The organism is Curtobacterium sp. PhB142 (assembly GCF_004341255.1).
Lineage (GTDB): Bacteria > Actinomycetota > Actinomycetes > Actinomycetales > Microbacteriaceae > Curtobacterium.
Window position 1 is genome coordinate 143,258 of sequence record NZ_SLUT01000005.1, and the last position, 26,259, is coordinate 169,516.

A 26,259-nucleotide genomic window follows, 5' to 3' on the forward strand; every position below is an offset into this window, starting at 1 on the left:
CGTCAGTCGACCGCGAGCGCCTCGGTCGGGGGCACGCGCATCGCGCGCCGCACCGGCGCGATCGTCGCGACGACCGCCAGCACGAGCGCCCCGACGACGACGATCCCGATGGTGAGCGGCGGCAGCACGGGCGTGACCGGGTGCCCGAGCGACCCGAGCAGCGTCTGCCCGCCGACCCACCCGTAGAAGGTGCCGAGCACGAGCCCCGAGACGACGGCCGCGACGACCATCTGCACGGCCTCGGTCACGATCATCCGGCGGACCTGTGCCCCGGTGAGTCCGAGCACCCGCAGCAGCCCGAGCTCGCGTCGGCGCTGCAGGACCCCGAGTGCCAGCGCGTTGACGACCCCGACGGCGGCGATCACGGCCGAGAACCCGACGATGACGCTGACGACGGCGTTCAGCTGGACGAAGAAGTCGCGCTGCGCCTGCACCATCTCGGTCGTCATCTGGCCCTGCCCCATCTGCTCGAGCTGCGCCTCGAGCACGTGCTGCATGATCCCCAGTGCGACGGCGAAGGTGACGAGCAGGGTGACGCCGATGACGAGCCCGATCGTCGCCCGCGAGGACCGACCCGGCGCACGCATGGCGTTGCGGCCGGCGAGCAGGACGACGGGGTCGTGCGAGCCGATCCGACCGATGAGCTGCAGCACCGGCGGCATCACGATGGTCGCTCCGACGGCGACGCCGGCGAACGACACGAACCCACCGAGGGCAGCTGGCAGCACCGCGATCGGCGAGCTCGCGCTGACCGCGAGCCCGATGAGCATGAGCGCCGCGCCGCCGGCCATGAGCACGATGGCCCAGACCTTGCGGGCGGTGCCCGAGCGGACGTCGTCGTGGCTCGGTTCGACGCTCGAGGACAGCGCCTCGAGCGGGGTGACGGTCAGCACCCGGCGGGAGCCCGCGGCGAAGGCCCCCCAGGTCGCCAGGACCACGGCCACGACCGGCAGCACGAGTTCCCACGGCAGGAGCGTGTAGTCGGTGTCGGGCAGGAACCCGTTGCCGCGCAGCACCACCACGAACACCGCGGACAGCCCGGTACCCACGACGGCGCCGATCAGTCCGCCGAGCACCCCGACGACCAGTCCGGTCCGGGTGATCCGGGCCCGGAGCGTCGCGCCGGTGGCACCGACGAGCCGCTGCAAGGCGATGATGCGGGTCTGCCCGGCGATGAGGGTCGCGCAGGTGTTGGCGGTGACGATCGCGCCGACGTACAGCGCGATGCCGAGGAACAACCACCCGACGACGGACAGGATCGCCCTGACCGGGCCGAGGTCGGCGAGCCCGGCGGCGCCGAGCGCCTCGGTCACGATGCCCGGCGCGATGACGAGTGCTGACCCGAACGTGGTGCCGAGCGCCGCGACCAGCACGGTGGGGGCGAAGGAGCGGACGCCGTTCACGCTGCCGCCTCCATCCCCAGCATCGTGGTGGAGATCGCGCCGGCGTCCATCGCCGGGCGGTCGGCGACGACCCGGCCGTCGGCGAGGAACAGGATCCGGTCGGCGTTGGCGGCGGCGACGGGGTCGTGCGTCACCATGACGACGCTCTGGCCCCACTCCTGCACGGCCCCGCGCAGGATCGCGAGCACGTCACGGCCGGTGCGCGAGTCGAGGGCTCCGGTCGGCTCGTCGGCGACGACGACCGCCGGCCGCGAGGCGAGTGCCCGGGCGATGGCGACGCGCTGCTGCTGCCCACCCGACAGCTGGTGCGGCCGGTGCGAGAGCCGGTTGCCGAGTCCGAGCTGGTCGACCAGACGGTCGATCCACGCGCTCTCGTCCTTCGACGGCTTGTGCCCGCCGAGCAGGAACGGCAACCGGATGTTCTCGCTGACGTCGAGCGTCGGCACCAGGTTGAACGACTGGAACACGAACCCGAGCCGGCGGCGACGGAGCTCGGTCAGGTCCTTGTCACCGAGCCCCGTGATGTTGACCCCGTCGATCTCGATGCGGCCCGCGGACACCGCGTCGAGGCCCGCGGCGACGTGCATGAGCGTCGACTTGCCGGACCCCGACGGCCCCATCACGGCGGTGAACTCCCCCGCGCCGATGTCGACGCTGACGTCGTCGAGCGCCGTCACCCGGCGCGCGGCGTCGCCGTAGTGCTTGGACACGTGGTCGAGTCGGATGATCGGAGCGTGGCTGGTGGTCATGCACCAACGATGGCGTCCGGGAGGCCCGCCCCGCGTCCGTCGGGCGGCTCCTGTGGATGAGCCGCTCGGCTCGACTTCCTGTGGACGGGTCATCCGATCGGATGACGTCCGTCAGTCGGCCTTGCTCACCAGCCCGTGCTCGTGCGCGAACACGACGAGGCGCACGCGGTCGCGGAGTCCGAGCTTCGTCAGGACCCGCGAGATGTGGGTCTTCACGGTCGCCTCGCTGACGTACTCGTGCTGCGCGATCTCGCTGTTGCTGAAGCCGCGGGCCGCCAGGTCGAAGATCTCGCGCTCGCGCGGGGTGAGGTCGTCGAACGTCGCCGGCACGGTGGCGGCCTGCTCGACGGAGTCGTCGTAGCGCCGCAGGAGTTCCCGCGTCGCCGAGGCCGCGAAGACCGCGGTGCCGGCGTGCACGGTCCGCACGGCGGCGAGCAGGAACTCGGGGTCGGCGTCCTTCAGCACGAAGCCGCTCGCCCCGGCCCGGATGGCCTTCGCCGCGGCCTCGTCGAAGTCGAACGTGGTCAGGACGAGCACCTTCGCGCCGTCGGTGCCGGCCTGTTCGACGATGTGCGCGGTCGCCGTGATGCCGTCCATCACGGGCATCCGGACGTCCATGAGCACGACGTCCGGCCGGGTGCGCCGGACGAGTTCGACGCCCTCGGCACCGTCGCCCGCCTCGCCCACGAAGTGCAGGTCGGGTTGGGAGCCGATGAGCATCCGGATGCCGGTGCGGAAGAGTGCCTGGTCGTCGACGAGGGCGACGCGGATGCGGCCGTCGGCCGGCGGGGTGGTGGTCATCGGGCGGTGCGCTCCTGCTCGGTCGGACTGATGGTCGGGGCGGGGGCCGACTCGGCGGTCGGGCCCGCAGCCGGGCTCGCGGTCGGGCTCGCGGTCGGGCTCGTGGTCGGGCTGATGCGCCCGCGGGGCATCTGCCCGCTCGCGGGGACGGCGGGCATGCGCACGGCGACCTCGAAGTCAGGGCCGCGGACCCCGGCGGTCATCGTGCCCCCGGTCATGGTGGCACGCTCGCGCATGCCGACCAGGCCGTGCCCGGTGCCAGGACCCCGGGTGCCGTCGTCGGCGCGGCGGTTCACCACCGCGATCTCGACGGTGTCCGGGCGGTAGGTCAGTGATGCGTGCACCGGCGTGCCGGGCTCACCGTGCTTGTAGGCGTTCGTCAGGCTCTCCTGCACGATCCGGTACACCGCGAGCTGCGTCGTGGTGGGGAGGCCGGTCGGGTCGCCCTCGCGCTCGACCCGGACGTCGAGGCCGACCTGGCGCATCTCGCCGACGAGCCGGTCGATGTCGTCGATCTCCGGCGTCGGGACGGTCCCCTGCTCGTGCCGCAGCGCGCCGAGGAGCTCGCGGACGTCGCCGAGGGCCCGGCGGGCGGTGCTCGAGATGGTGCCGAGGGCCTGGTCCGCGACGGCGGGGTCGGCCTTCAGTGCGTAGCGGGCTCCGTCCGCCTGGGCGATGACGACCGCGAGCGAGTGCGCGACGATGTCGTGCATGTCGCGGGCGATGCGCACGCGCTCCTGTTCGACCGCGACCGCTCGGTCGGCGCGGGCGGCGTCGCGCTCGGCGAGCAGCTGGGCCTCGCGGCTCATGCTCGCCGACCGACGGGTGCGGACCACGAGGCCCGCCAACCACGGCAGCAGCAACAGGAGCAGGACGACGGCGAAGTACGAGACCGTGACCTGCACCGACTCCTGGAACGGGGTCGACGCGGTCTCGATCGTCAACCGGTTCCGGTAGTCGCCGACACCGATGTACAGGGCCGCGGTGACGGACCCGACGATGGCGGAGACGAGTCCCGCCAGCCGGACCCGCCGACTGCCGTAGGCGCTCGTCGTGTAGAGCACCGCGGCGATGAAGGCGTTCGACAGGTCGGGCAACTGGCCCGTGACCATCTCGAAGACCGCGAACACCCAGGCGACGGCCAAGGCGAGTCCGGGCGACAGCCGTCGGAGCGCGAGCGCAGCGGTCATGCCGACGACCGTGACGACCGCGAGCGGGGAGTCCATGCCCCGCGCCGAGGTGATCAGCACCAGCGAGCCGAGCACCACGGCGATGACGACATCGGTGATGACCTGCGCGCGCAGCATGGGACGGAACACGCGTCCACGGTACGGCGCTCGGCTCACGGGCGCGTCCCTCGTGTGGATGACTCCTGCCGCCGGACGCTCAGAAGCCGAGGCGTCCGAGCTGCTTGGGGTCACGCTGCCACTCCTTGGCGACCTTCACACGGATGTTGAGGTAGACGTGCCGACCGCCGAGCAGCGACTCGATCTCGACGCGGGCGCGGGAGCCGACGTCCTTCAGGCGCTCCCCCTTGTGGCCGATGACGATCGCCTTCTGGCTGTCGCGCTCGACGAACAGGTTCGCGAAGATGCGCAGCGGCCCGTCGGCGTCGTCGTCCTCGTCCGGCTCGACGATGTCCTCGATCACGACGGCGAGTGAGTGCGGCAGTTCGTCGCGGACGCCCTCGAGCGCGGCTTCGCGGATGAGTTCGCTGATGCGCTCCTCGTCGGTCTCCTCGGTCACGGCCGACGAGTCGTACAGCTGGGGCGACTCCGGCAGCAACGAGGTGATCTCGCCGAGGAGGTCCTCGAGCTGCTGGCCCTTCGTGCCGGACGTCGGGATGATCGAGTCCCAGTCGCGGAGCCGGGAGACGGCCAGCAGCTGCTCGCCGACCTTGTCCTTCGAGGTGCGGTCGATCTTGGTGACGATCGCGACCTTCTTGGCCCGCGGGTACTGGTCGAGGGTGTCGTTGATGAAGCGGTCACCCGGGCCGATCGGCTCGTTGGCGGGGACGCAGAACCCGATGACGTCGACGTCACCGAGCGTGGACTGCACCAGGTCGTTGAGCCGCTCGCCGAGCAGGGTGCGGGGACGGTGCACGCCCGGGGTGTCGACGATGATGACCTGGCCGTCGGGCCGGTGCACGATGCCGCGGATCGCGCGACGGGTGGTCTGCGGCTTCGACGAGGTGATCGCGACCTTCTGGCCCACCAGCGCGTTCGTCAGCGTGGACTTGCCCACGTTCGGACGCCCGACGAACGAGACGAAGCCCGCGCGGTAGGGCTTGCCCGAGGCGGTGGGGGTGGAGTCGGAGTCGGTCATGCGTGCGTGGTTCCCGTCGTGGTGGTGGCGTCGTCGTAGGCGCCCTCGACACCCGCGAGGGCGTCAGTGCGTTCGGCGAGCACGGTGATGAGGTGGCGGCGCTTGCCCTCGACCCGGTCGGCCGTCAGGACGACGCCGGACACCGTGACCGTGTCGCCGGAGACCGCCAGGTGGCCGAGCTCCTTGGTGAGCAGACCGCCGGCGGTGTCGACGTCGTCGTCGTCGAGCTCGATGCCGAACAGGTCGCCGAGCTCGTCGACGGGCAGTCGGGCCGAGATGCGCCAGAGGCCGGGCTCGACCTCGACCCGGTCGACCACGGCGCGGTCGTACTCGTCGGAGATGTCCCCGACGAGCTCTTCGATGAGGTCCTCCATCGTGACGAGACCGGCGACGCCGCCGTACTCGTCGACGACCAGGACCAGGTGGTTCTTCGCGACCTGCATGTGCCGCAGGGTGTCGTCGGCGGCCTTCGACTCCGGCACGAACTCGGCCGGACGCAGCAGCCGGGTGACCCGCTCACTGCCGGACCCCGGTCGCTCGTAGAGCGCCCGAGACACGTCACGCAGGTACAGGACGCCGAGGACGTCGTCGCTGTCCTTGCCGGTGACGGGCATGCGGGACACCCCGGCGGCGAGGAACTGCTCCATGCCCGCGGCGAGCGTGTCCGAGCCGTCGACCGTGAGCATGTCGGTGCGCGGCACCATCACCTCGCGCACGAGGGTGTCGCTGAACTCGAAGACCGAGTGGATGAGTTCGCGGTCCTCGTCCTCGAGCACGTTGCTCTCGGTGGCCTCGTCGACGAGGGACAGCAGTTGTTCTTCGCTCGACACCGTCGAGGCGCTGCGGCCGCGGCCCGGGGTCACGCGGTCACCGATCCGGACGAGCAGGCCGGCGAGCGGACCGAGCACGATCCGGACGGCGCGGACCAGGCCGCCGGTGGACGCCAGCAGCCGTTCGGCGTGCGCCCGTCCGACGCTGCGCGGACTCGACCCGACGAGCACGAACGACACGGCCGTCATGATCGCGGCGGAGACGATGAGCGCCACCCACCAGCTGTCGAACGCCCGCACCAGGGCGATCGTGACGAGCACGGCTGCGGCGGTCTCGGCGAGCACGCGGAAGAAGTTCAGGGCGTTGACGTGCGCGCCGACGTCGTCCGCGATCGCCTCGAGCGCACGACGACGCTTGTTGCCGCGGGCGATCTCGTCGAGGTCGGCACGGGACACCACGGAGAGCGCGGCGTCGCTCGCGGCGAGGAGCCCGCCGAGCACGACGAGCCCGAGCGCGACCGCGAGCAGACCGACGACGACGAGCATCGGCTACCGACCCCGGCGCTGGGCCGCGAAGGCCGTCAGGATCTCGCCCTGCAGCCCGAACATCTCGGCCTTCTCGTCCGGCTCGGCGTGGTCGAACCCGAGCAGGTGCAGGATGCCGTGGCAGGTGAGCAGCAGCATCTCGTCGGTGCTGGAGTGCCCGGCGGTCTTCGCTTGTTCCTCGGCGACCTGCGGGCAGAGCACGATGTCGCCGAGCAGGCCGGCGGGCGTGGGGTCCTCTTCGGTGCCCGGTCGGAGCTCGTCCATCGGGAAGCTCAGGACGTCGGTGGGGCCGGGCTCGTCCATCCACCGCACGTGCAGCTGCTCCATCGCGCCCTCGTCGACCAGGACGATCGCGAGTTCGGCGTCCGCGTGCACGTGCATCGCGTCGAGGGCGAACGCGGCGAGGCGCTGGATGGCTGCCTCGTCCACCTCGACCCCGGACTCGTTGTTGAGCTCGATGCTCACCGGTTGCCTCCTCGGGCGTCGTTCTGGGGGTACGGGGGTCGCTGGCGGTCCTGCGGCGGCCGACCACGGCGCTCGGCACGGTTGGCGCCGTCGGGGTTGCCGACCGGCGCGGTGCCGCGGCCACCGGGACGGTGACCGGCCTGCTCGGCGAGACGTTCCTCGTCGTAGACGGTGTAGGCGTCGACGATGCGACCGACGAGCGTGTGCCGCACGACGTCCTCGCTGCCGAGGCGGGCGAAGTGGATGTCCTCGACCGTCTCGAGGATCCGCGTCACGAGCCGGAGTCCGGACACGTTGCCCGGCAGGTCGACCTGGGTGATGTCACCCGTCACGACCATCTTCGAGCCGAACCCGAGACGCGTCAGGAACATCTTCATCTGCTCGGGCGTCGTGTTCTGTGCCTCGTCCAGCACGACGAACGAGTCGTTGAGCGTCCGGCCGCGCATGTACGCGAGCGGCGCGACCTCGACCGTGCCCGCAGCCAGCAGCTTCGGGACCAGCTCGGGGTCCATCATCTCGTTCAGGGCGTCGTAGAGCGGCCGCAGGTACGGGTCGATCTTGTCGGTGAGCGTGCCCGGCAGGAAGCCGAGCCGCTCGCCGGCCTCGACCGCGGGACGGGTCAGGATGATCCGGGTGACCTCGCGCCGCTGCAGGGCCTGGACGGCCTTCGCCATCGCCAGGTACGTCTTGCCGGTGCCGGCGGGGCCGATGCCGAACGTGATGGTGTGCTCGTCGATGGCGTCGACGTAGGCGCGCTGCCCGTCGGTCTTCGGCCGCACGGACTTGCCGCGGCTCGACACGATCGGCGTGCCGAAGGTGTCGGACGGCTTGCGGTCGTCGTCGAGGATCCGTGCCGACATCGGGATGTCCGACGGGCCGATGTCCTGCCCGCGCTTGACCATGCCGACGAGTTCGTCGACGAGCGCCTTCGCCCGCGCGACCTCGCGCTCGGGCCCGGTGAGCGTGACCTCGTTGCCGCGGACGACGACCTTGACGCCCGGGTACTGCCGTTCGACGGTCTTCAGCAGGCGGTCCTGGGGACCGAGGAGCTGGACCATGGCGATGCCGTCGACCTGGAGGGCGACGGAGACGACCTGGTCGTCGTCGGTGGTGGGCTGTGCTGGTTCGTTAGCCGGCAAGGGTGCCTTCCTGCAGTTCACCTGCGAGTACGTGCGCGTGCACGTGGAACACGGTCTGACCGGCGGCTTCGCCGGTGTTGAAGACGAGACGGAACTGGCCGCCGGCGCGCTCGTCGGCGATGCGCTGCGCGGTGGCGACCAGGTGGGCGAGGAGGTCGGGGTCACCGGCCGCGAGTTCGGCGACGTTCGCATACTGCTCGGTCTTGGGGATGACCAGCACGTGGACGGGTGCCTTCGGGGCGATGTCCTCGATCGCGATCACGCGGTCGTCCTCGGCGACGACGGTCGCCGGGATCTCGCGCGCGATGATCTTGCTGAAGACGCTGGGCGTGCTGGTGCTCATGACTCCATCGTAGAACGCAGGACCGACCTCGGGCCTTCCCTCACCAGCGCCCGAGTCCGGCCTGCAGGATCGCGAGTGCCGCGGGGCCGGCGGTCGAGGTCCGCAGCACGCTGTCGCCGAGCCGGACCCTGATCGCTCCCGCGGCCTCGAGCCGCTCGAGCTCGGAGGCGTCGATGCCGCCCTCCGGCCCCACCACGAGGGCGATCTCGTCGAGGTCCGCCGTCGGTTCCCAGGTCGCGAGCCGCACGGTCGCGGTGGGGTCGAGCACGAGCACCGCAGCACCGGCACCGAGCGCGGGGACGAGCTGCGCCGTCGTGACGAGCGGCCCGACCTCGGGCACCCGCGACCGGATCGCCTGCTTCGAGGCCTCGTGCGCGATGGCCGTCCACCGCGATCGGCCCTTCTCGACCTTCGGGCCCTCCCACCGGGAGACGCTGCGCGCGGCCGACCACGGAACGATCCGGTCGACGCCGATCTCCGTCGACGCCTGCACCGCCATCTCGTCGCGGCCGCCCTTGGCGAGGGCCTGCACGAGCGTCAGCGACGGGACCGGCAGCGGGTCGACGGACAGCGATGCCACGGACAGCACCAGCGAGTCGCGGTCGACGGACTCCACCGCTCCGGACACGACGGTCCCCCGTCCGTCCGAGAGCCGCAGCGTCTCACCGACCCGCACGCGCGAGACGGTCACGGCGTGCCGCCCCTCTGCCCCGTCGAGCGTCACGGAGCCACCGACGGCGACCCCGTCGAGCGACTCCACGACGTAGAGCGATGCCATCAGAAGTTGAAGAAGCGGTCGCGGAGCTTGCCGAACATGCCCTGCTGGAACCGGGCGAGCTGCGGCGCCGACGCCTTGTGCGACTTCGCGAGCTGCTCGACGAGCTGGCGTTCCTTGTGCGACAGCTTCGTCGGGGTGACGACCTGCACGCCGACCCGGAGGTCGCCGCGGCCGCTCCCGCGCAGCTTCGTGATGCCGCGGTCCTTGATCACCAGGACGTCCGCGCTCTGCACCCCCGGACGGATCTCGAGCTCGACGGGCCCGTCGAGTCCGTCGATCGTCGTGGTGGTGCCGAGCACGGCGTCGGTCATCGCGACCTCGAGGGTGGCGAGCAGGTCGTCACCGTCGCGGCTGAAGACGTCGTCGTGCCGCACCCGGATCTCCAGGTACAGGTCGCCGGAGGGGCCACCGGCGGGGCCGACCTCGCCCTGGCCGGGCATCTGCAGGCGCAGGCCCGAGTCGACGCCGGCGGGGACGTCGACCGGCACGGTGCGACGGGCGCGGACGCGACCCTGACCCTGACAGGTCGGGCAGGGGCTCGGGATGACGGTGCCGTAGCCGCGGCAGGTGCCGCACGGGGCGCTCGTCACGACGTTGCCCAGCAGCGAGCGGACCTGGCGCTGGATGTTGCCGGAACCGCCGCAGATGTCGCAGGTGCGCGGGCTGGTGCCGGGTGCGCAGCACGACCCGTGACAGGTCTCGCACAGGACGGCGGTGTCGACCTCGACGTCCTTGTGGGTGCCGAAGACGACCTCGTCGAGGTCGACGTCGATGCGGAGCAGGGCGTCCTGCCCGCGCTCGGCACGGCTGCGGGGACCACTGCCCCGGCCGCCACCGCCACCGCCGCCGAAGAAGGCGTCGAAGATGTCGCTGAACCCGCCGGCGCCGCCACCGAAGGGGCTGTCGGCCTGGGGCCCGGCGTCGTACCGGCGCCGCTGCTCCGGGTCGCTCAGGACGTCGTACGCGTGCGTGACGTCCTTGAACCGCTCGGCTGCCTCTGGGGCAGGGTTCACGTCCGGGTGGAGCTCACGCGCCAGGCGGCGGTAGGCCTTCTTGATGTCGGCATCGGAGGCGTCTCGCTGGACGCCGAGGACGTCGTAGTGGTCTGCCACGTATCCCTCAGTCGGTTGTGTTCGGTCGGTCGGTCGGTGTTGCAGTCGATCAGTGTTCGCCCAGGAGCTTGGACAGGTACCGTGCGACGGCCCGGACGGCAGCCATGTTCGTGCCGTAGTCCATCCGGGTCGGTCCCAGGACACCCAGGCGTGCCACCTCGCCGCCACCGGCGAGGTACCCGCCGGCGACGATGCTCGTGGCGTCGAGCCCGTACTCGGCGTTCTCGACGCCGATGCTCGCCGCCACCGCGATGTCGTCCACCTGCATCTCCCCGAACAACCGGAGCAGGGTGACTTGTTCCTCGATCGCTTCGAGCACCGGGAAGAGGCCGCCGGAGAAGTCCTGCTCGCTCTTCGCCAGGTTCGCGGCGCCGGCCATCACCAGGCGGTCCTGCCGGTTCGCCGCGACCTGCTCGATGAGGGTCGCCACGACGACCCCGCCGAGCGCCTGGGCGTCGGGCCGGAGCTGTTGCGGCACCGCACGGAGCGCGGTGGGCACGTCCTGCAGCAGGAGCCCCACGGCCGCGCCGTTCAGCACGGTGCGGAGTTCGGTCAGCAGCGGCTCGTCGAGCGCGACGTCGGTCTCGACGACGCGTTGTTCGACCCGGGCGGTGTCGGTGATGAGCACGACCATGAGCCGGGCGTCGCCGAGGCGCACCAGCTCGACGTGCTGCACCCGGGCGCGCACCATCGAGGGGTACTGCACCAGGGCGACCTGGTTCGTGAGCTGGCTGAGCAGGCGCACGGTGCGGCCGAGGACCTCGTCGAGGTCGTTCGGGGCCCCGAGGAAGGTCTCGATGGCGTGCCGCTGGGCGCTCGTCAGCGGCCGGGCTGCGGCGAGGTGGTCGACGAACAGCCGGTAGCCCTTGTCGGTCGGCACCCGGCCGGACGAGGTGTGCGGCGCGACGATGAGCTGCTCGTCCTCGAGCAGGGCCATGTCGTTGCGGATCGTGGCGGCACTGACGCCGAAGGCGTGCCGCTCGACGATCGTCTTGGAGCCGACCGGTTCGCGGGACGCCACGTAGTCGCGCACGATGGCCTTCAGGACCTCGAGGCTGCGTTCACTGACCACGAGCGCTCCTTCCTGGTCGACCTGGCACTCGGACGTGTCGACTGCTGATCCTACGCCCGCACGACTGCACCCCCGATACGCTTCCGGCATGACCTACGGACAGCAGCCCGGTGGCCCGCAGAACCCCAACGGGCCGCAGTACCCGGGCGGGTACACCCCACCGCAGCCGATGAGCCCGGAGGACCAGCGCCTCTGGGCCACGCTGACGCACATCGGCGGGATCTTCTTCAACTTCGTCGCCCCGCTCGTGGCGTACCTGGTGCTGCGCGACCGCGGCGGCTTCATCCGCGAGCACACCCGGGTCGCACTGAACTTCCACATCACCGTGGCGATCGCGTACATCGCGTGCGCCATCCTGAGCGTCGTGGTCATCGGCGCGCTGCTGTTCCCGATCGTCGTCGTGCTGACGATCGTCTTCGGCATCATGGCGGCGGTCGCCGCGAACCAGGGCCAGTTCTACCGCTACCCCCTGTCGATCGAGTTCATCAAGCAGTAGGGACGCCGGTCAGTCCAGCAGCTCCCGCACCACCGCGTCGGCGAGCAGGCGACCCTGCAGGGTCAGGTCGATGCGTCCCCGCACCGCGGCCGACCCGTCCACGAGACCCCGTGCGATGAGTCCCGCGACCCGGCCACGGGCCTCCTGGCGGATCTCGCTCGTCGCGAGCTCCCCGCGGACCCGCGCGGCGAGGAGCAGGCGCTCGACGTAGCGGGTCTCGTCGTCGATGACCTCGCGCCCGGCGGCCGGCGACTCGCCGGACAGCACCCGGTTCGCGTACGCGGCCGGGTGCTTCACGTTCCACCAGCGCGTGCCGGCGACCGCGGAGTGCGCGCCGGGGCCGACACCCCACCAGTCGTGGCCCTTCCAGTAGGACAGGTTGTGGCGACTCGCGTGCGCGTCGCCGCGCGCCCAGTTCGACACCTCGTACCAGGAGTACCCGGCGTCCCCGAGCACCTGGTCGGCGAGCTCGTACATGTCGGCGGCCAGGTCGTCGTCGGGGGCCGGGAGCTCCCCGCGCGCCACCATGCGGCCCATCGCGGTGCCGTCCTCGACGATGAGCGAGTACGCCGACACGTGGTCGGGCTCGCAGGCCAGCGCGGCGTCGAGCGAGGTGCGCCAGTCGTCGAGGGACTCCCCCGGTGTCGAGTAGATGAGGTCGAGGGAGACGTCGAGCCCCTGCTGCTTCGCGAGGTCGACGACGACCGGCACGCGCAACGGGTCGTGCGTGCGGTCGAGGGTCGCGAGGACGTGCGGGACCGCGGACTGCATGCCGTAGCTGATCCGGTTGAACCCACCCTCGTGCAGCGTCTGCAACGAGGACGCGTCGACCGAGTCCGGGTTCGCCTCGGTCGTGACCTCGGCGCCGGGCAGGATCCCCCACGTGTCGTCGATGGCCCGCAGGATCATCGCCAGATCGGACGCCGGCAGCATCGTCGGGGTCCCGCCACCGAAGAACACGGTCGACACGGGCCGGCGCGGGACGCCGGAGCGGTCGAGCACGGTCGCGGCCCACTCGATCTCCCGCACGGCGTGGCCGGCGTAGTCGTCGCGGCGCACGCCGCGGAGCTCGGACGCCGTGTACGTGTTGAAGTCGCAGTAGCCGCAGCGCACCCGGCAGAACGGCACGTGGACGTAGACCCCGAACGGCACGGCCGCCGGGTCGGAACCGGCGGCGGAGCCCGCCGCGGCTCGCGGCACGATCAGTCCGTCAGCGGGTGCCGGATCGGCGATCGGGAGAGCACTCGGCATGGAGTCCATTGTCCGTCATGATGGACGCATGGAGCACCACCCCGTCCCCACCACGGTCCTGTGGGACATCGACGGCACCCTCGTGATGAACGCGTCGTCCCCGGGCAACCTCTACCACCTCGCGCTCGAGCGTGCGGTCGGCCGCGACCTCACCCTGCGCGTCGGGCACCAGCACGGTCGGACCGATGCCGGGCTCATCGCCGAGCACGTCCGTGCGCACGCGTTCGAGGACACGATCATCCCGACGGTCAGCCGCCACCTGCGCGACCTCACCGCCGAGCGGCACGCCTCAGGCGACCACCGGTCCCCCGTCCCCGGCGCCACCGCGCTGCTCACCCGCTTCGCGGAGCTCGGGTGGCGGAACGGCCTGCTCACCGGGAACTCCGAGTACCGCGCACGCGTCAAGCTGGCCGGTGCCGGGTTCGACGAGGGCCTGTTCGACTGGAACCACTCCTACTTCGGCGACACCGAGGTGGAGCGTGCGGACGTCACCACCCGCGCGGCGGCGGAGCTCGCCGGCACCCGTGCCGTGATCGTCGGCGACACCCCGCGTGACGGCGAGGCCGCGGACGCCGCCGGCATCCCCTTCCTGGCGGTCGCCACCGGGGTGTTCGACGTCGAGGCGCTGCGGGTCACCAACGCGGTCACGGTCGCGCGGGACTGCCGGGTCGACGCCGCGCTGATCGAGGACGCCATCGCGGCGCTGCCGCCACTGCGCTGACCCAGCGCGCAAGCGCCCGCAAGCGCGTGAACGCTCGCACGCGCTCGCCGCTAGTCGCCCCGCAGCGCCGCCAGGTACTGCTCCGCCATCACCTTCTGCTGCCGACGCAGCAGCGGCGCGACGAACTGCCACTTCCGGCTCGACGGCTGCGAGAACTGCCGGATCTGCAGCCACACGGAACCGTCCGACGTGCGCTCGACGACGAACGACTCCTCGCCGGAGAGCGGGTGCCCCTCGAGCGTGCCGTACGCGAAGCCCTTGCGGTCGTGCTCGTCGATGATCGACACGACCCGCACGGGCGCCTGCACGGTCCGCCCGAAGGCGTGCATCGTGAGCGTCGCCGACGTGCCGGCGGTCGCGAGCGGGGTGCCGTCCGGCGCGAACTTCTCGACCCGCGGCGTGCCGATCGAGGCCGGGGCGATCGGGACGCCGTCGTCGTCGAACGTCACCGGGTTGTACCGGACCTCGTCGTCGTCGGGCTGTTCCTCGACGCGCACACGGATGCCGCTGCGCTCCTGGATCTGCCACGTCAGGGCCTGCGTCACCGCGGTCTCGAACCGCTGGTCGCCATGCCCGATCCGGGCACGCGACTCGGTGGGGGTGAACCCCTCGGGCGGGTACGTCATGAGGTCCGACGCCTGGGTCGCCCCCACCGCGCCGTAGGTCAGGGCGGTCCGGTAGCTCCCGCGGATGCTCATGCCGCCAGCCTACTTGCGCCTGCCCCGTCGGATCGAACCGATCACCGCTCAGGTCGCGTCGGCCAGGTCGCGTCGGCCGGGTCGCGTCGTCCGGTTCGCGTGCACCCCGAACTGGAGGCCCGACACCCGCCCGCCCCGCCCCTATCGTTGCAGCGTGCCCCGCTCCACCCCCGCGCCCTGGCGGTCCGTCGACCGTCGGACCGCGACGCTCGCCTCGCTCACGCTCGTCGCCTTCGGCGCCGCCGCACTCGCGCGTGTCCTGGTCGACGCGACGACGGCGAGCATCGGCTCGTCGACGCGGTACGTCACCGTGCCGGCCGCGCAGTGGGACGCCTTCGACACCGCCAACGCGATCGCCGCGGTCGGTGCGTGCTGCGCCGGAGCCGGGGTCCTGCTGTTCGGCGCCAGCCTCGTGTCCGCCGTGCGGCGGCACCGGGCCACGCGGATGCCGCAGTGGCTCGGCGCCGTGACGATCGCCCTGGCCCTCGGCGCCGTCGTATCCGGGATCGCCGCGACCCAGCAGACGGACTTCGGTGCGGCCGCCGGGCTGGTCATCCTGCGGACCGCACTGGCGGGACTGGCCGCCGCGAGCCTCCCGGCCCTCTGCCTGGCCGTGCTGCGGGCGCGGGCCGCTCGGACCCGCTGACCCGTCGCTACTTCTTCTTCTCTTCCACGTCGCCGGAGAGCGCTGCGATGAAGGCTTCCTGCGGGACCTCGACCCGGCCGATGGTCTTCATGCGCTTCTTGCCCTCCTTCTGCTTCTCGAGGAGCTTGCGCTTGCGGGTGATGTCACCGCCGTAGCACTTCGCCAGGACGTCCTTGCGCATCGCGCGGATGCTCTCGCGGGCGATGATCCGCGCGCCGATGGCCGCCTGGATCGGGACCTCGAACTGCTGGCGCGGGATGAGCTTGCGCAGCCGTTCGGTCATCAGCGTGCCGTAGGCGTAGGCCTTGTCGCGGTGCACGATCGCGCTGAACGCGTCGACCTGGTCGCCCTGCAGCAGGATGTCGACCTTGACGAGGTCGGCCGCCTGGTCGCCGATGGGCTCGTAGTCGAGCGAGGCGTAGCCCTGCGTCTTGCTCTTCAGCTGGTCGAAGAAGTCGAACACGATCTCGCCGAGGGGCATCTCGTAGCGGATCTCGACGCGGTCCTCGCCGAGGTACTCCATGCCGAGCAGCGAGCCGCGACGCGACTGGCACAGCTCCATGATCGCGCCGACGTAGTCCTTCGGGGCGAGGATCGCCGCGCGGACCATGGGCTCGCGGACCTCGACGATGCGGCCGCCGGGGAACTCGGACGGGTTCGTGACCTCGGTCACGGAGTTGTCCTCGTTCGTGACCTCGTAGATCACGCTGGGCGCGGTCGTGATGAGGTCGAGGCCGAACTCGCGCGAGAGCCGCTCGGTGATGATCTCGAGGTGCAGCAGCCCGAGGAACCCGCAGCGGAAGCCGAAGCCGAGCGCCACGGAGGTCTCGGGCTCGTAGACCAGCGCCGCGTCGGAGAGCTTGAGCTTGTCGAGCGCGTCACGGAGGTCCGGGTAGTCCGACCCGTCGATCGGGTACAGGCCCGAGAACACCATCGGCTTCGGGTCCGTGTAGCCGGGCAGGGCCTCGGTCGCGGGCTTCTGCGCGCTCGTGACGGTGTCGCCGACCTTGGACTGGCGGACGTCCTTCACGCCGGTGATCAGGTAGCCGACCTCGCCGACGGAGAGCCCCTTCGTCGGGATCGGCTCGGGACTCGACACCCCGATCTCGAGGATCTCGTGCGTCGACTTGGTCGACATCATCTGGACCTTCTCGCGCGGCTTGATCGAGCCGTCGATCATCCGGATGTACGTGACGACGCCGCGGTAGCTGTCGTAGACCGAGTCGAAGATCATCGCGCGAGGCGCGGCCTCGACGTCGCCGACCGGTGCCGGCACACGACGGACCACCAGGTCGAGGAGCTCGGGGACGCCGACGCCCGTCTTGCCGGAGACCCGCAGGACGTCCTCCGGCTTGCCGCCGATGAGCTGCGCGAGCTCGGCCGCGTACTTCTCGGGTTCGGCCGCCGGCAGGTCGATCTTGTTGAGGACCGGGATGATCTCGAGGTCGTTCTCGAGCGCCAGGTACAGGTTCGCCAGCGTCTGTGCCTCGATGCCCTGGGCGGCGTCGACGAGCAGGATCGCGCCCTCGCACGCTGCCAGGGAACGCGAGACCTCGTACGAGAAGTCGACGTGCCCGGGGGTGTCGATCATGTTGAGCGCGAAGGTCTCACCGTCGAGCTCCCACGGCATGCGGACGGCCTGCGACTTGATCGTGATGCCGCGCTCGCGCTCGATGTCCATGCGGTCGAGGTACTGCGCGCGCATCGCGCGCTCCTCGACGACGCCGGTCATCTGCAGCATGCGGTCGGCCAGCGTGGACTTGCCGTGGTCGATGTGCGCGATGATGCAGAAGTTGCGGATCGCGCCGGCCGGGGTCGCGGCGGGCTCGAGCGGAGCGGATGCTTGTGGGCTCACGGTTCCTCAGGTGGGTCGGACGGTCGGCCCAGTCTCCCATGCTTGCGTGCCGGCGTCGCGCAGCGCGGCTACGCGGGTCCATGCGACGCGCGCTTGGTGCGCCCTCGCGCCGGTGTGCCGGCCCCGCACGGTGCGAGGTCGGCGGGCCCGTGCGCGGTTGACCGCCCCGTGACCGGATGCTGCGCGGCACGGGGCGAGCATCCTCGCACCAGGTGGAGGACTGCGCACCGTGCGCTGTCGCGCCGACCGGCTCCGGGCCTCCTGGCCGCGATCGCCCGTCAGACGGAGGCGTGCGCCGGTGCGGGCAACGCGCCCAGGCCGCGCCGCAGGTCGTCGGGGGTGGCGGCCAGGCAGACGCGGATCCAGCCCTCGCCGGTGCGGCCGAACGCGCTGCCGGGCGCGACCGCGACGGCCTCGCGCTGCAGGAGGCCGAGCGCCCACGCCGCGACGTCGCCGTCCGAGGCGTGCGACACGTCGACCCAGAGGTAGAAGGCGCCGCGCGGGTCGAGGTACCGGATGCCGGCGGCGTCGAGGACCTCCTTCGCGACCTCGAGGTTCGCCCGGTAGTGCTCGCGGGCGTCGCGCACCGCGGAGTGGTCACCCACGATCGCCGCCAGCGCCGCGTACTGGTCGGGCTCGGCGACGCAGCTGATCATCGCCTCCTGCGTGGTGCGCATCGTCGGCCCGAGGCCCTTCGGCGTGACGAGGTACCCGACCCGGACGCCCGTCATCGCGTAGGTCTTGCTCAGCGAGAACGCGGAGAACACCCGGTCGTCCTCGTCGAGCGCGGCCAGGCTGACGTGACGGGTGCCGTAGGTGAAGTACTCGTAGACCTCGTCGCTGATCACCCACAGGTCGTGCCGCTTCGCGAAGGAGAGCAGCGCGCGGAGGGTGTCCTCGCCGAACACCGAGCCGAGCGGGTTCGACGGCGAGTTCACCACGAGCACGCGCGTGCGCTCGGTGACGCTCGCCTCGAGTGCCTCGAGGTCTGGTTCGAACCCGTGCTGCGGTTCGAGCCGGTACGGCACTGGCGTGGCCCCGAGGATGTGCGCGTTCATCGTGAAGGTCGTGTAACCGGGGTCCGGCACCAGGACCTCGTCGCCGGGGCTCAGCGTCAGCGTCATCGCCTGGAACAGGGCCTGCGTCGCACCGATCGTCATCCAGATCTGTTCGAGGTCGGCCTCGATGCGGTTCTCGCGGCGGAGCTTGTCGCGGATCGCCTCGCGCAGGGGTGCGATGCCGCCGTTCGGCGTGTAGTCGGTGCGGTCCTCGGTCCACGCGCGACGGGCCGCGTCACCGATGTGCGGTGCCACGGGCACGTCCGGCTCGCCGATCACGAGCATCGTGACCGGGGTGCCGGCGGACTGCAGCAGCGCTGCCTGCTCGAAGACCCTCCGGATGCCGGAGGCGGGCACGGTGTCGATCCGAGGAGCGAGGGATGGCATGCCCGACACCGTATCCGGTGCGTGTTGCCGCGAGATCACGCCGATCCGGCGGTGTTTCGTGCTTTGGTGGCGGGGCGTTCGCCTGGTAATGTTGGTGGCTGGCTTGCGCGTTCCCCGCCCACGGGTGGAACGCGATGCGACCGAGGGCCCCTCTACCCCGCGGTCGCGCCCACCCGTACGAGACGAAGCAGGAGCTACACATGGCGAACATCAAGTCGCAGATCAAGCGCATCAAGACCAACCTCAAGGCCACCGAGCGCAACAAGGCCTACAAGTCGGAGCTGAAGACGTTCATCCGTCACACCAACGACGCCGTTGCCGCTGGCGACAAGGACAAGGCCGTTGCTGCCCTGGCCACCGCGTCGAAGAAGCTCGACAAGGCCGTGAGCAAGGGTGTCATCCACCGCAACCAGGCCGCGAACCGCAAGTCGGCCATCGCGAAGAAGGTTGCGTCGCTCTGATCTCCTGAGCGCTGCACGAAGGCCCCGCACCGAACGGTGTGGGGCCTTCGTCGTGTGCGGGGGTGTGTTGGGCGTCGGGGTGGCGTGGGCGCGGCGGCGGGCCGCACGCTTCGTGAGCAGAAATGGTCGAGTGGCCGGTCGGCACTCGACCATTTCTGCTCACCAAGTGCGCGGGTGTGGGCGCGCGAGCGTGCGACGACCGGGAGGCGCGGGTCGCCTCAGCGCGCCTCGCCGCGTCGGGCGATGGTGCGGACCATGACCTCGAGTGCGTAGTGCGCGTCGCGCGAGCCGCCCTTCACCGCGGTGTCCGCCTCGGCGATGCTCGTGATCGCGTTCGCGAGACCCGTCTCACTCCACGAGGCGACGTCACGCTGCGCGCGCTGCACCTGCCACGGGGCCATGCCGAGCGCCGACGCTGCCTGACCGCTCGGCCCGCGGAAGGCACTGACCTTCGCCATCGTGCGGATCTTGCTCGCGAACGCCGCGACGATCGGCACGGGGGCTTCGCCCGTCGCCAGCGCGTGCCGCAGCTCGACGATCGCCGGAGCGGACCGTCCGGCCAGGGCGATGTCGGCCACCTTGAACGCGTTGGTCTCGACGCGGCCGCCGTAGTACTTGTCGACGACCTTGTCGGTGATCTCCTGCGCTTCGTCCGCCAGGAGCTGCCGGCACGCAGCGGCGAGCTCGGCGAGGTCGTCCGCGAAGGCGACCACGAGGGTGCGGACCGCCGACGGCGCGATCTTGCGTCGGGCGGCGCGGAACTCGGCGTTCACGAAGTCGATGCGGTCCGTCTCGCGCTTGAGCTCGTCGCACAGGACCTCGACCCCACCGCCGACCCCGCTGCGGATCGTGTCGAGCAGCTTCTTGCCACGCACCCCGCCGCCGTGCCGGAGCACCAGGGTGACGTCGTCGGCCGGGCCCTGCAGGTACGAGATCGTCTCGGTGATGAAGGCGTCGGTGCACTTCTCGACGTTGGTGACCCGCACGAGCCGCGGCTCGCCGAACAACGACGGGCTGGCGAGGGTCGCGAGCAGCCCGGGAGCGTACTGGTCGGCCTCGAGGTCGTGCACCTCGAGCGCCGGGTCCTCGCCCACGAGCAGGTCCTTGAGCACGCTGCTGGCCCGGTCGGCCAGGAACGCCTCGGGCCCGGTGACGAGCACGACCGGGGCCGGCCGGATCCCCGACCAGGGGACCTGGTCGATCTTCGCTGCGGCGCGCGCGGGCTTCTTGGCGGGCATGCGGTCCTTCCGGTGGTGCCGACCCGGACGGTGCCGGTGCGACGAGTGCTCCGACGATCCTACGGGCGGCCACCGACGGCGTGTGCTCCGTCCACACCCGCAGGTCGTCGGTGGCCGCCCGACCCACCACGACGGTGCCGAGTTCGTCGGTGCGGTACGTGGCGGTCCCGGACGATGCGAGCATCGACAGCGCCGACCGTGTCGGGTGGCCGTAGGTGTTGTCCGCGCCGACGCCGACGAGTCCGACGCGGGCCGCGAGCTGCCGGTACAGCAGCGGGTCCTGGTCGGCCGAACCGTGGTGCGAGACCTTCACGACGTCGACGGGGCCTGTTGGCAGCGCACTGCCGGAGCGGACCCGACGCTGCGCGGTCTCCCCCAGGTCGCCGAGGAACACCCCGGACAGGCACGTGGGGCAGTCGTCGCCCGGCAGTGGTTCGGTCACGAGCACGATGCTCGCGTCGTTGCCGGCGTCCGGGCTGCCCGCCCGCGGCCACACCACGCGCCAACCGAGCGGCCCGAGCACGCCGGACACCCGGTCGTCGGCCTGCCGGACGTCGACGCCGCCGCGCTGCAGGTCCTGCACGACGCGGCTGTCCGACGCACGGCCGACGGGTCCGACGAGCGCCGTGTCGACGATGCCCGCGACCTCGTCGACAGCCCCGACGTGGTCGCGGTCGAAGTGCGTGAGGACGAGCAGGTCGATCCGGCGGACCCGCAGCAGGTCGAGGCAGGCCCGGAGGCGGTCCGGGTCGTCCCCGGTGTCGATCAGGGCCGTGCTGTCGCCGCCACGGACCAGCACGGCGTCGCCCTGTCCGACGTCGCACGCCGCGACCGCCCAGTCGCGCGGGACGGTACCGCGCACGACCAGCACGGGTACCGCGACGGCGGCGACACCGACCACGACGACGACTCCCGCGACGAGCAGCAGGCGGCTCCGCGCCGTCGGAGTGCTCAGCACGGCGACCGCGAGGCACGCGCTGACGACCACGGCGCCGACCACCCCGACGGTCCCACCCGGCCACGGCGCCGACGCGTACGGCAGCAGCGCTGCACCGTGGGCGATGCCCCCGACCGCCGACGCGGGGGCCCAGGCGACGGCTGCCAGTACCGACCCACCCCACGGCCAGACCGGCGCGAGCAGACACGCACCGAGGCCGACGACGGTGACGATCGGTGCCAGGGGCTCGGCCAGCAGGTTCGCCGGCACCGCGTAGGTCGGCAGCGCCGCGGACAGCGGGATCGTCACGGGCCAGCAGGCGACCTGCGCCGCCACCGGCACGGCGAGGGCAGCGGCCGCCGGGGTCCACAGCCGTCGGGCGAGGAGCGTGGTGAGCGGTGGTCCGAGCACCACGATGCCGGTCGTGGCGAGTACCGACAGCGCGAACCCGAACGACCGCGCGAACCAGGGGTCGACCACCAGCATGCCGATCGCGGCCAGGGCGATGAGGGGCACGCCGCGCACGGGGCGGCCGGACAGGTGCACGACCAGCACGACGACCGCCATCAACGTGGCCCGGACGATCGACGGGTCTGGCCGTACGAGCACCACGAACGCGAGCAGCACGGCGACGGCAGACGCCGCCCGGAGCCCCCGAGGCATCCCGCAGAGTCGCCCGACCACCACGACGAGGCCGACGATCACCGCGCAGTTCGCCCCGGACACCGCGGTCAGGTGGGTCAGCGCCGAGGTCTCCATCGCTGCCTCGGTCGCGGCGTCGAGGCCGGACCGGTCGCCGATCGCCAGGCCACGCAGGAGCGCAGCCCCGGGCTCGGGCAGGTCCGCCGTCGCACGGACGAAGGCCCGGCGCGCGGTGTCGGTGGCTCCGAGCAGTCCCCCGGGTGGCTCGGTGGCGGGCACACCCCGGAGGAACAGCACGAACGCGGTCGCGGAACCGGGGACGTCGGCCTCGATCGTCCCGGTGCCGGTCACCCGCGTTCCCGCGGCCAGCACGCGGTCGTGATCGTCACCCGGCGGGACGAGCGCACCGTCGCCCGGCGGCACGAGCCGGACCGGTACCCGGAGCGCACGCTCCGTGTCGGCACGCTCGAGCGTCGCGAGGACGGAGCGGTCACCCGGGCCCAGGTCGCGCGACGGGACTGCGTCGAACGACACGGTGCCCGACCCGGAGGCGAGGGCGCGGAGCACCTCCGGCGTTCGTCGGGTCTCACCCACGGTGACCGACACCGCGAGCAACGCGGTCAGCGCCGCCGCGACGAGCACCGGGCCGGCACAGGCGGTCACGGTGCGGCAGCGACGGCCCGAGCAACGACGACCCGCGACGATCGCACTCCCTCCGGCCAGCACGGCCAGCACGGCGGCCACGATCCCGACCACGGGCGCTGCCGCCGGTCCTCCGACGAGCACGGTCGTCACGATCCAGGCGATCGCCACCGGCACCGCAACCCGCAGGTCCGTCGCACTGGGTCGCAGCTGCACGGGCACAGCTCAGACCCGCACGCGGTCACGCAGCTCCGCGAACCGGACGTCGCCGATGCCGCTGACGTCGAGCAGGTCCTCGACCGCGGTGAACCGGCCGTGTTCGTCGCGCCAGGCGAGGATCCGGCCGGCCAACCCCGGGCCGATGCCGGGCAGGGTCTCGAGCGCAGCCTGGTCGGCGCTGTTCAGGTCGACGACGGCGTCAGCACCGGTTCCCGAGGCACCCGCGGCACCCGTCCTGCCGTCCCCGCTGCTGCCCGCCGCGGCCGCACCGCCGTCGACCGGATCGAGCGCCGCTGGCACCTCGTCCTCGCCCACGCGGGGCACGTACAGCCGCTCGCCGTCGGTCAGGACCCGCGCCAGGTTCAGTCGGTCGAGGTCCGCGTCCGCCGTCGCGCCGCCGGCCCGCTCGATCGCGTCGGTGACCCTGCTCGACGGCGGCAGGCGCACCACGCCGTCGCGCTCGACCGCCCCGAGCACGTGCACCACCACACGCGCCGCACCAGACCCAGCGGTCGGCACCCCGGCGGTGGGCGCACCAGCGGTCGGCACCCCAGCAGTCGGCGCGCCGGCGGTGGGCGCACCACTGACGACGACCCCGCCCGCCCCTGCACCACCACGCCCCGTCAGCGACCCGACCAGGACCACCACGAGCGCGACCACCACGACGACCCCGGCCAGCACCACCGCGGCCCGCGGCGACAGCACCAGTCGCGACCAGAGCACGCGTCCCGATGCGGGCGCGCCGTCCACTGACCGAGGGTCCGGTGACGAGGGCGACGACATGCCCCGAACGCTACGGAGCCCGGCCGATCGGCCGGGCTCCGGAGTGCTGGTCTGTGGACAGGTGCGTCGGACGCCCACCCTGTGGACGGCCAGACGCCCACCCTGTGGACGGCCAGACGCCCACCCCGTGGACGGCCGCGCCGCCCGAGGACTACCCCTTGATGGCGATGTTCACGAGCTTCGGCGCCCGCACGATGACCTTCACGATCTCGCGGTCACCGATGTACCGCTGCACGTTCGCCGAGTTCCGCGCGAGTTCCTCCAGCTCGGACGGCTCGATCGACTTCGACACCTCGAACGAGTCGCGCACCTTGCCGTTGACCTGCACGACGGCGGTGAGGGTCTCCTGCACCAGCAGCGTCGGGTCGGCCTTCCGCCAACCGTGCAGCGCGACGGTGGCCTCGTACCCGAGCTGCTCCCACATCTCCTCGCCGGTGTACGGCGCGAACACGGCGAGGCCGAGCGTGACGGTCTCGACGGCTTCGCGCACGGCGGGGTCGGCGGCACCGGGGCCGCTGTCGATCGCCTTGCGGGTCACGTTGACCAGGTCCATGAGCCGCGCGATCACGACGTTGAACTTGAACGACTCCATCAGGCCCGGCGCATCGGCCAGGAACCGGTGCGTCACCTGGCGCAGGGCGCGGTCACCCTCGGCCCAGACGACGTCGGGGGTCGACGTGACGTCGGTCGCCAGGCGGTAGGCGCGGGCCAGGAAGCGTGCCGAGGCGGACGGCGAGACGTCCTCCCAGTTGATGTCGTCCTCGGGCGGGCCGGCGAAGCCCATCACCAGGCGGATCGCGTCGACGCCGTTCGCGTCGAGCTCGTCCCCGAGCGAGACGCCGCCCTTGGACTTCGACATCTTCGAGCCGCCGGACAGCACCATGCCCTGGTTGAGCAGTGCCGAGAACGGCTCGGTGAAGTCGAGGTAACCGAGGTCGAAGAGCACCTTGGTGACGAAGCGCGCGTACAGCAGGTGCAGGATCGCGTGCTCGATCCCGCCGATGTACTGGTCGACCGGCGCCCACTTGCGGGCGACCGCGGGGTCGAACGCCTGGGTGTCGTCGTTCGCCGCCAGGAAGCGCAGGAAGTACCACGACGAGTCGACGAAGGTGTCCATCGTGTCGGTGTCACGGAGCGCGGGCGTACCGTCGACGGGGTTCGGGACGTTGACCCAGTCGGTCGCTCCGCCGAGCGGCGAGGTGCCCTTGGGCTTGAGGTCGAGCCCCTCGGTGTCGGGCAGCCGCACCGGCAGCTGGTCGAGCGGCACGGGGTGCTCGCTGCCGTCGGCGCCGTGGATGATCGGGATCGGCGTGCCCCAGAAGCGCTGGCGCGAGATGAGCCAGTCGCGCAGGCGGTAGGTCTTGGCGGCGCGACCGGTCCCGCGCTCCTCGAGCAGGGAGATCGCGGCGGTGATCGCGTGCTGCTTCGACATGCCGTCGAGGGGGCCGGAGTTCATCATCCGGCCCTGACCCGTCAGTGCCTCGCCCGTGGTGGCGGGGTTGAGGTCGGGCAGCTCGGTGTCCTCGGTGATCACCGGGATCGCTCCGGTGACCGCGGCGTTGGTGTCGACGACGACCTTCACGGGCAGGTCGAACGCCCGGGCGAAGTCGAGGTCGCGCTGGTCGTGCGCCGGGACGGCCATGACGGCGCCGTGACCATAGTCGGCCAGCACGTAGTCGGCGGCCCAGATGGGCAGGCGCTCCCCCGTCAGCGGGTGGATCGCGAAACGGCCGAGCGGCACACCGGTCTTCGGGCGGTCCGCGTTCTGCCGGTCGATCTCCGACGTCTTCTGCGTGGCGACGAGGTAGGCATCGAAGTCCGCACGGACTGAGGAGGACGCAGAAGCGACCAGCGACGCGGCCAGGTCCGAGTCCGGTGCGACGACCAGGAACGTCACGCCGTGGATCGTGTCGGGACGCGTCGTGAACACCGTGACGGGCTCGTCACGGCCCTCGATGACGAAGTCGACGTCGGCGCCGACCGACCGGCCGATCCAGTTGCGCTGCTGCGCGATGACCTTGGCGGGCCACCGTCCCTCGAGCTGGTTGAGGTCGTCGAGCAGGCGGTCGGCGTACTCCGTGATCTTGAAGTACCACTGCGTGAGCTTCTTCTTGACGACGACGGCGCCGGAGCGGTCCGAGGTGCCGTCGGGCAGGACCTGCTCGTTCGCGAGCACGGTCTGGTCCACCGGGTCCCAGTTGACCCAGCTGTCCTTGCGGTACGCCAGGCCCTTCTCGTACATCTTCAGGAACAGCCACTGGTTCCACTTGTAGTACTCGGGGTCCGAGGTGTGGATCTCGGTGCTCCAGTCGAACGACGGCGCGTAGCGCTTGAAGGACGCCTTCTGCTGCGCGATGTTCGCGTAGGTCCAGTCCTTCGGGTCCACCCCGCGCTTGATCGCGGCGTTCTCGGCGGGCAGGCCGAAGGAGTCCCAGCCGATGGGGTGCAGGACGTTGAAGCCCTGCTGACGCCAGTAGCGCGCCACGAAGTCGCCGAGGGCCCAGTTCTCGGCGTGCCCCATGTGGAGGTCGCCGGACGGGTACGGGAACATCTCGAGGATGTACTTGCGCGGACGCGTGTCGTCCAGGTCGGTGGTGAAGAGCCCGAGCTCTTCCCAGCGGGGCTGCCACTTCTCCTGGATACGACGGAAGTCGTAGGCGTTCGGGTCCTCGGCGTGCTGCTCGGTGGTCACGGACGTCAACGATACAAGCCGGGAGGCCCG

23 protein-coding genes are annotated in these 26,259 nt (G+C 71.6%); 4 read left to right on the forward strand and 19 right to left on the reverse strand.

The window, feature by feature from the left end; translation table 11 throughout:
* Nucleotides 1-2 precede the first annotated feature (2 nt).
* The 12 genes from EDF31_RS11520 to hrcA all read right to left on the reverse strand — a co-directional run bounded on the left by EDF31_RS11520 (nt 3) and on the right by hrcA (nt 11,503).
* The gene (locus EDF31_RS11520) at nt 3-1,403 is read right to left on the reverse strand and encodes an ABC transporter permease (protein ID WP_123292556.1); all 1,401 of its coding nucleotides are present in this window, start codon (nt 1,401-1,403) and stop codon (nt 3-5) included.
* Entirely contained in the window at nt 1,400-2,152 is a 753-nt protein-coding gene (locus tag EDF31_RS11525) for an ABC transporter ATP-binding protein (protein ID WP_131846223.1), read from the reverse strand. Before EDF31_RS11525 ends, EDF31_RS11520 begins: the two co-directional genes overlap by 4 nt.
* 111 nt (nt 2,153-2,263) lie before the next feature.
* Nucleotides 2,264-2,953, reverse strand: a complete 690-nt coding sequence (locus EDF31_RS11530; RefSeq protein WP_111085737.1) for a response regulator transcription factor — start codon at nt 2,951-2,953, stop codon at nt 2,264-2,266.
* The gene (locus tag EDF31_RS11535) at nt 2,950-4,272 is read right to left on the reverse strand and encodes a histidine kinase (RefSeq protein WP_243649991.1); all 1,323 of its coding nucleotides are present in this window, start codon (nt 4,270-4,272) and stop codon (nt 2,950-2,952) included. Before EDF31_RS11535 ends, EDF31_RS11530 begins: the two co-directional genes overlap by 4 nt.
* 67 nt (nt 4,273-4,339) lie before the next feature.
* Complete coding sequence (gene era, locus EDF31_RS11540) at nt 4,340-5,278, reverse strand: GTPase Era (RefSeq protein ID WP_131846224.1); 939 nt, start codon at nt 5,276-5,278, stop codon at nt 4,340-4,342.
* Nucleotides 5,275-6,594: a hemolysin family protein gene (locus EDF31_RS11545; protein WP_131846225.1), complete on the reverse strand. Its 1,320-nt coding sequence runs from the start codon at nt 6,592-6,594 to the stop codon at nt 5,275-5,277. The genes era and EDF31_RS11545 overlap by 4 nt, the downstream gene beginning before the upstream one ends.
* Nucleotides 6,595-6,597: 3 nt before the next feature.
* Nucleotides 6,598-7,059 (reverse strand): rRNA maturation RNase YbeY, encoded by a 462-nt coding sequence (gene ybeY, locus EDF31_RS11550; protein WP_111085740.1) that lies wholly within the window; start codon nt 7,057-7,059, stop codon nt 6,598-6,600.
* Nucleotides 7,056-8,117 (reverse strand): PhoH family protein, encoded by a 1,062-nt coding sequence (locus EDF31_RS11555; protein ID WP_228510585.1) that lies wholly within the window; start codon nt 8,115-8,117, stop codon nt 7,056-7,058. The genes ybeY and EDF31_RS11555 overlap by 4 nt, the downstream gene beginning before the upstream one ends.
* Nucleotides 8,118-8,187: 70 nt before the next feature.
* Nucleotides 8,188-8,541, reverse strand: coding sequence for a histidine triad nucleotide-binding protein (locus EDF31_RS11560; RefSeq protein WP_123292550.1), 354 nt, complete (start codon nt 8,539-8,541; stop codon nt 8,188-8,190).
* A 40-nt stretch (nt 8,542-8,581) separates the two neighbouring features.
* A complete protein-coding gene (locus tag EDF31_RS11565; protein ID WP_131846226.1) occupies nt 8,582-9,319 on the reverse strand; it encodes a 16S rRNA (uracil(1498)-N(3))-methyltransferase in 738 nt (245 codons plus the stop codon).
* Nucleotides 9,319-10,431, reverse strand: coding sequence for a molecular chaperone DnaJ (gene dnaJ / locus EDF31_RS11570; protein WP_111085744.1), 1,113 nt, complete (start codon nt 10,429-10,431; stop codon nt 9,319-9,321). Before dnaJ ends, EDF31_RS11565 begins: the two co-directional genes overlap by 1 nt.
* A 49-nt stretch (nt 10,432-10,480) precedes the next feature.
* Nucleotides 10,481-11,503, reverse strand: a complete 1,023-nt coding sequence (hrcA, locus tag EDF31_RS11575; protein ID WP_123340397.1) for a heat-inducible transcriptional repressor HrcA — start codon at nt 11,501-11,503, stop codon at nt 10,481-10,483.
* An 88-nt stretch (nt 11,504-11,591) separates the two neighbouring features.
* Between hrcA and EDF31_RS11580 the strand changes: the two genes are divergently transcribed.
* Nucleotides 11,592-11,999, forward strand: coding sequence for a DUF4870 domain-containing protein (locus EDF31_RS11580; protein WP_347812691.1), 408 nt, complete (start codon nt 11,592-11,594; stop codon nt 11,997-11,999).
* Nucleotides 12,000-12,008: 9 nt separating this feature from the next.
* Here EDF31_RS11580 and hemW read toward each other — a convergent pair whose 3' ends face one another.
* A complete protein-coding gene (gene hemW, locus EDF31_RS11585; protein ID WP_131846227.1) occupies nt 12,009-13,250 on the reverse strand; it encodes a radical SAM family heme chaperone HemW in 1,242 nt (413 codons plus the stop codon).
* A gap of 28 nt (nt 13,251-13,278) precedes the next feature.
* On the opposite strand from hemW, the gene EDF31_RS11590 reads away from it, so the two are divergent.
* Entirely contained in the window at nt 13,279-13,971 is a 693-nt protein-coding gene (locus EDF31_RS11590; protein ID WP_165901400.1) for an HAD family hydrolase, read from the forward strand.
* 50 nt (nt 13,972-14,021) lie between these two features.
* On the opposite strand, the gene EDF31_RS11595 is transcribed toward EDF31_RS11590, so the two are convergent.
* Nucleotides 14,022-14,669 carry a DUF1990 domain-containing protein gene (locus EDF31_RS11595; protein WP_131846229.1) on the reverse strand — a complete coding sequence of 216 codons (648 nt, stop codon included), beginning with the start codon at nt 14,667-14,669 and terminating at the stop codon, nt 14,022-14,024.
* Nucleotides 14,670-14,823: 154 nt separating this feature from the next.
* Here EDF31_RS11595 and EDF31_RS11600 point away from each other — a divergent pair, with 154 nt between their 5' ends.
* Nucleotides 14,824-15,315: a hypothetical protein gene (locus EDF31_RS11600; RefSeq protein WP_131846230.1), complete on the forward strand. Its 492-nt coding sequence runs from the start codon at nt 14,824-14,826 to the stop codon at nt 15,313-15,315.
* Between the two features lie 7 nt (nt 15,316-15,322).
* On the opposite strand, the gene lepA is transcribed toward EDF31_RS11600, so the two are convergent.
* Together lepA and EDF31_RS11610 are read right to left on the reverse strand one after the other, a co-directional pair.
* On the reverse strand, nt 15,323-17,170 hold the full coding sequence (gene lepA / locus EDF31_RS11605) for a translation elongation factor 4 (protein WP_123292544.1): 1,848 nt from the start codon (nt 17,168-17,170) through the stop codon (nt 15,323-15,325).
* 278 nt (nt 17,171-17,448) lie between these two features.
* On the reverse strand, nt 17,449-18,615 hold the full coding sequence (locus EDF31_RS11610; RefSeq protein ID WP_123292543.1) for an aminotransferase class I/II-fold pyridoxal phosphate-dependent enzyme: 1,167 nt from the start codon (nt 18,613-18,615) through the stop codon (nt 17,449-17,451).
* A 200-nt stretch (nt 18,616-18,815) separates the two neighbouring features.
* Between EDF31_RS11610 and rpsT the strand changes: the two genes are divergently transcribed.
* On the forward strand, nt 18,816-19,076 hold the full coding sequence (gene rpsT, locus EDF31_RS11615) for a 30S ribosomal protein S20 (RefSeq protein ID WP_111085752.1): 261 nt from the start codon (nt 18,816-18,818) through the stop codon (nt 19,074-19,076).
* 218 nt (nt 19,077-19,294) lie between these two features.
* Here rpsT and holA read toward each other — a convergent pair whose 3' ends face one another.
* The 3 genes from holA to leuS form a co-directional block, all read right to left on the reverse strand.
* Nucleotides 19,295-20,314: a DNA polymerase III subunit delta gene (gene holA / locus EDF31_RS11620; protein WP_131846231.1), complete on the reverse strand. Its 1,020-nt coding sequence runs from the start codon at nt 20,312-20,314 to the stop codon at nt 19,295-19,297.
* 2,446 nt (nt 20,315-22,760) lie between these two features.
* Entirely contained in the window at nt 22,761-23,504 is a 744-nt protein-coding gene (locus EDF31_RS11630; RefSeq protein ID WP_243649993.1) for a helix-hairpin-helix domain-containing protein, read from the reverse strand.
* A gap of 184 nt (nt 23,505-23,688) precedes the next feature.
* Nucleotides 23,689-26,229: a leucine--tRNA ligase gene (gene leuS, locus EDF31_RS11635; protein WP_131846233.1), complete on the reverse strand. Its 2,541-nt coding sequence runs from the start codon at nt 26,227-26,229 to the stop codon at nt 23,689-23,691.
* Between the last annotated feature and the right edge of the window lie 30 nt (nt 26,230-26,259).

Excerpts from the sequence above, each read along its gene's own strand:
- era (WP_131846224.1), bottom strand. The coding sequence starts at position 5,278 with ATGACCGACTCCGACTCCACCCCCACCGCCTCGGGCAAGCCCTACCGC.
- EDF31_RS11560 (WP_123292550.1), bottom strand. The coding sequence starts at position 8,541 with ATGAGCACCAGCACGCCCAGCGTCTTCAGCAAGATCATCGCGCGCGAG.
- EDF31_RS11545 (WP_131846225.1), bottom strand. The coding sequence starts at position 6,594 with ATGCTCGTCGTCGTCGGTCTGCTCGCGGTCGCGCTCGGGCTCGTCGTG.
- rpsT (WP_111085752.1), top strand. The coding sequence starts at position 18,816 with ATGGCGAACATCAAGTCGCAGATCAAGCGCATCAAGACCAACCTCAAG.
- EDF31_RS11610 (WP_123292543.1), bottom strand. The coding sequence starts at position 18,615 with ATGCCATCCCTCGCTCCTCGGATCGACACCGTGCCCGCCTCCGGCATC.
- holA (WP_131846231.1), bottom strand. The coding sequence starts at position 20,314 with ATGCCCGCCAAGAAGCCCGCGCGCGCCGCAGCGAAGATCGACCAGGTC.
- EDF31_RS11525 (WP_131846223.1), bottom strand. The coding sequence starts at position 2,152 with ATGACCACCAGCCACGCTCCGATCATCCGACTCGACCACGTGTCCAAG.
- EDF31_RS11595 (WP_131846229.1), bottom strand. The coding sequence starts at position 14,669 with ATGAGCATCCGCGGGAGCTACCGGACCGCCCTGACCTACGGCGCGGTG.
- EDF31_RS11580 (WP_347812691.1), top strand. The coding sequence starts at position 11,592 with ATGACCTACGGACAGCAGCCCGGTGGCCCGCAGAACCCCAACGGGCCG.
- EDF31_RS11555 (WP_228510585.1), bottom strand. The coding sequence starts at position 8,117 with ATGGTCCAGCTCCTCGGTCCCCAGGACCGCCTGCTGAAGACCGTCGAA.
- EDF31_RS11590 (WP_165901400.1), top strand. The coding sequence starts at position 13,279 with ATGGAGCACCACCCCGTCCCCACCACGGTCCTGTGGGACATCGACGGC.
- EDF31_RS11565 (WP_131846226.1), bottom strand. The coding sequence starts at position 9,319 with ATGGCATCGCTCTACGTCGTGGAGTCGCTCGACGGGGTCGCCGTCGGT.
- hemW (WP_131846227.1), bottom strand. The coding sequence starts at position 13,250 with ATGCCGAGTGCTCTCCCGATCGCCGATCCGGCACCCGCTGACGGACTG.
- EDF31_RS11530 (WP_111085737.1), bottom strand. The coding sequence starts at position 2,953 with ATGACCACCACCCCGCCGGCCGACGGCCGCATCCGCGTCGCCCTCGTC.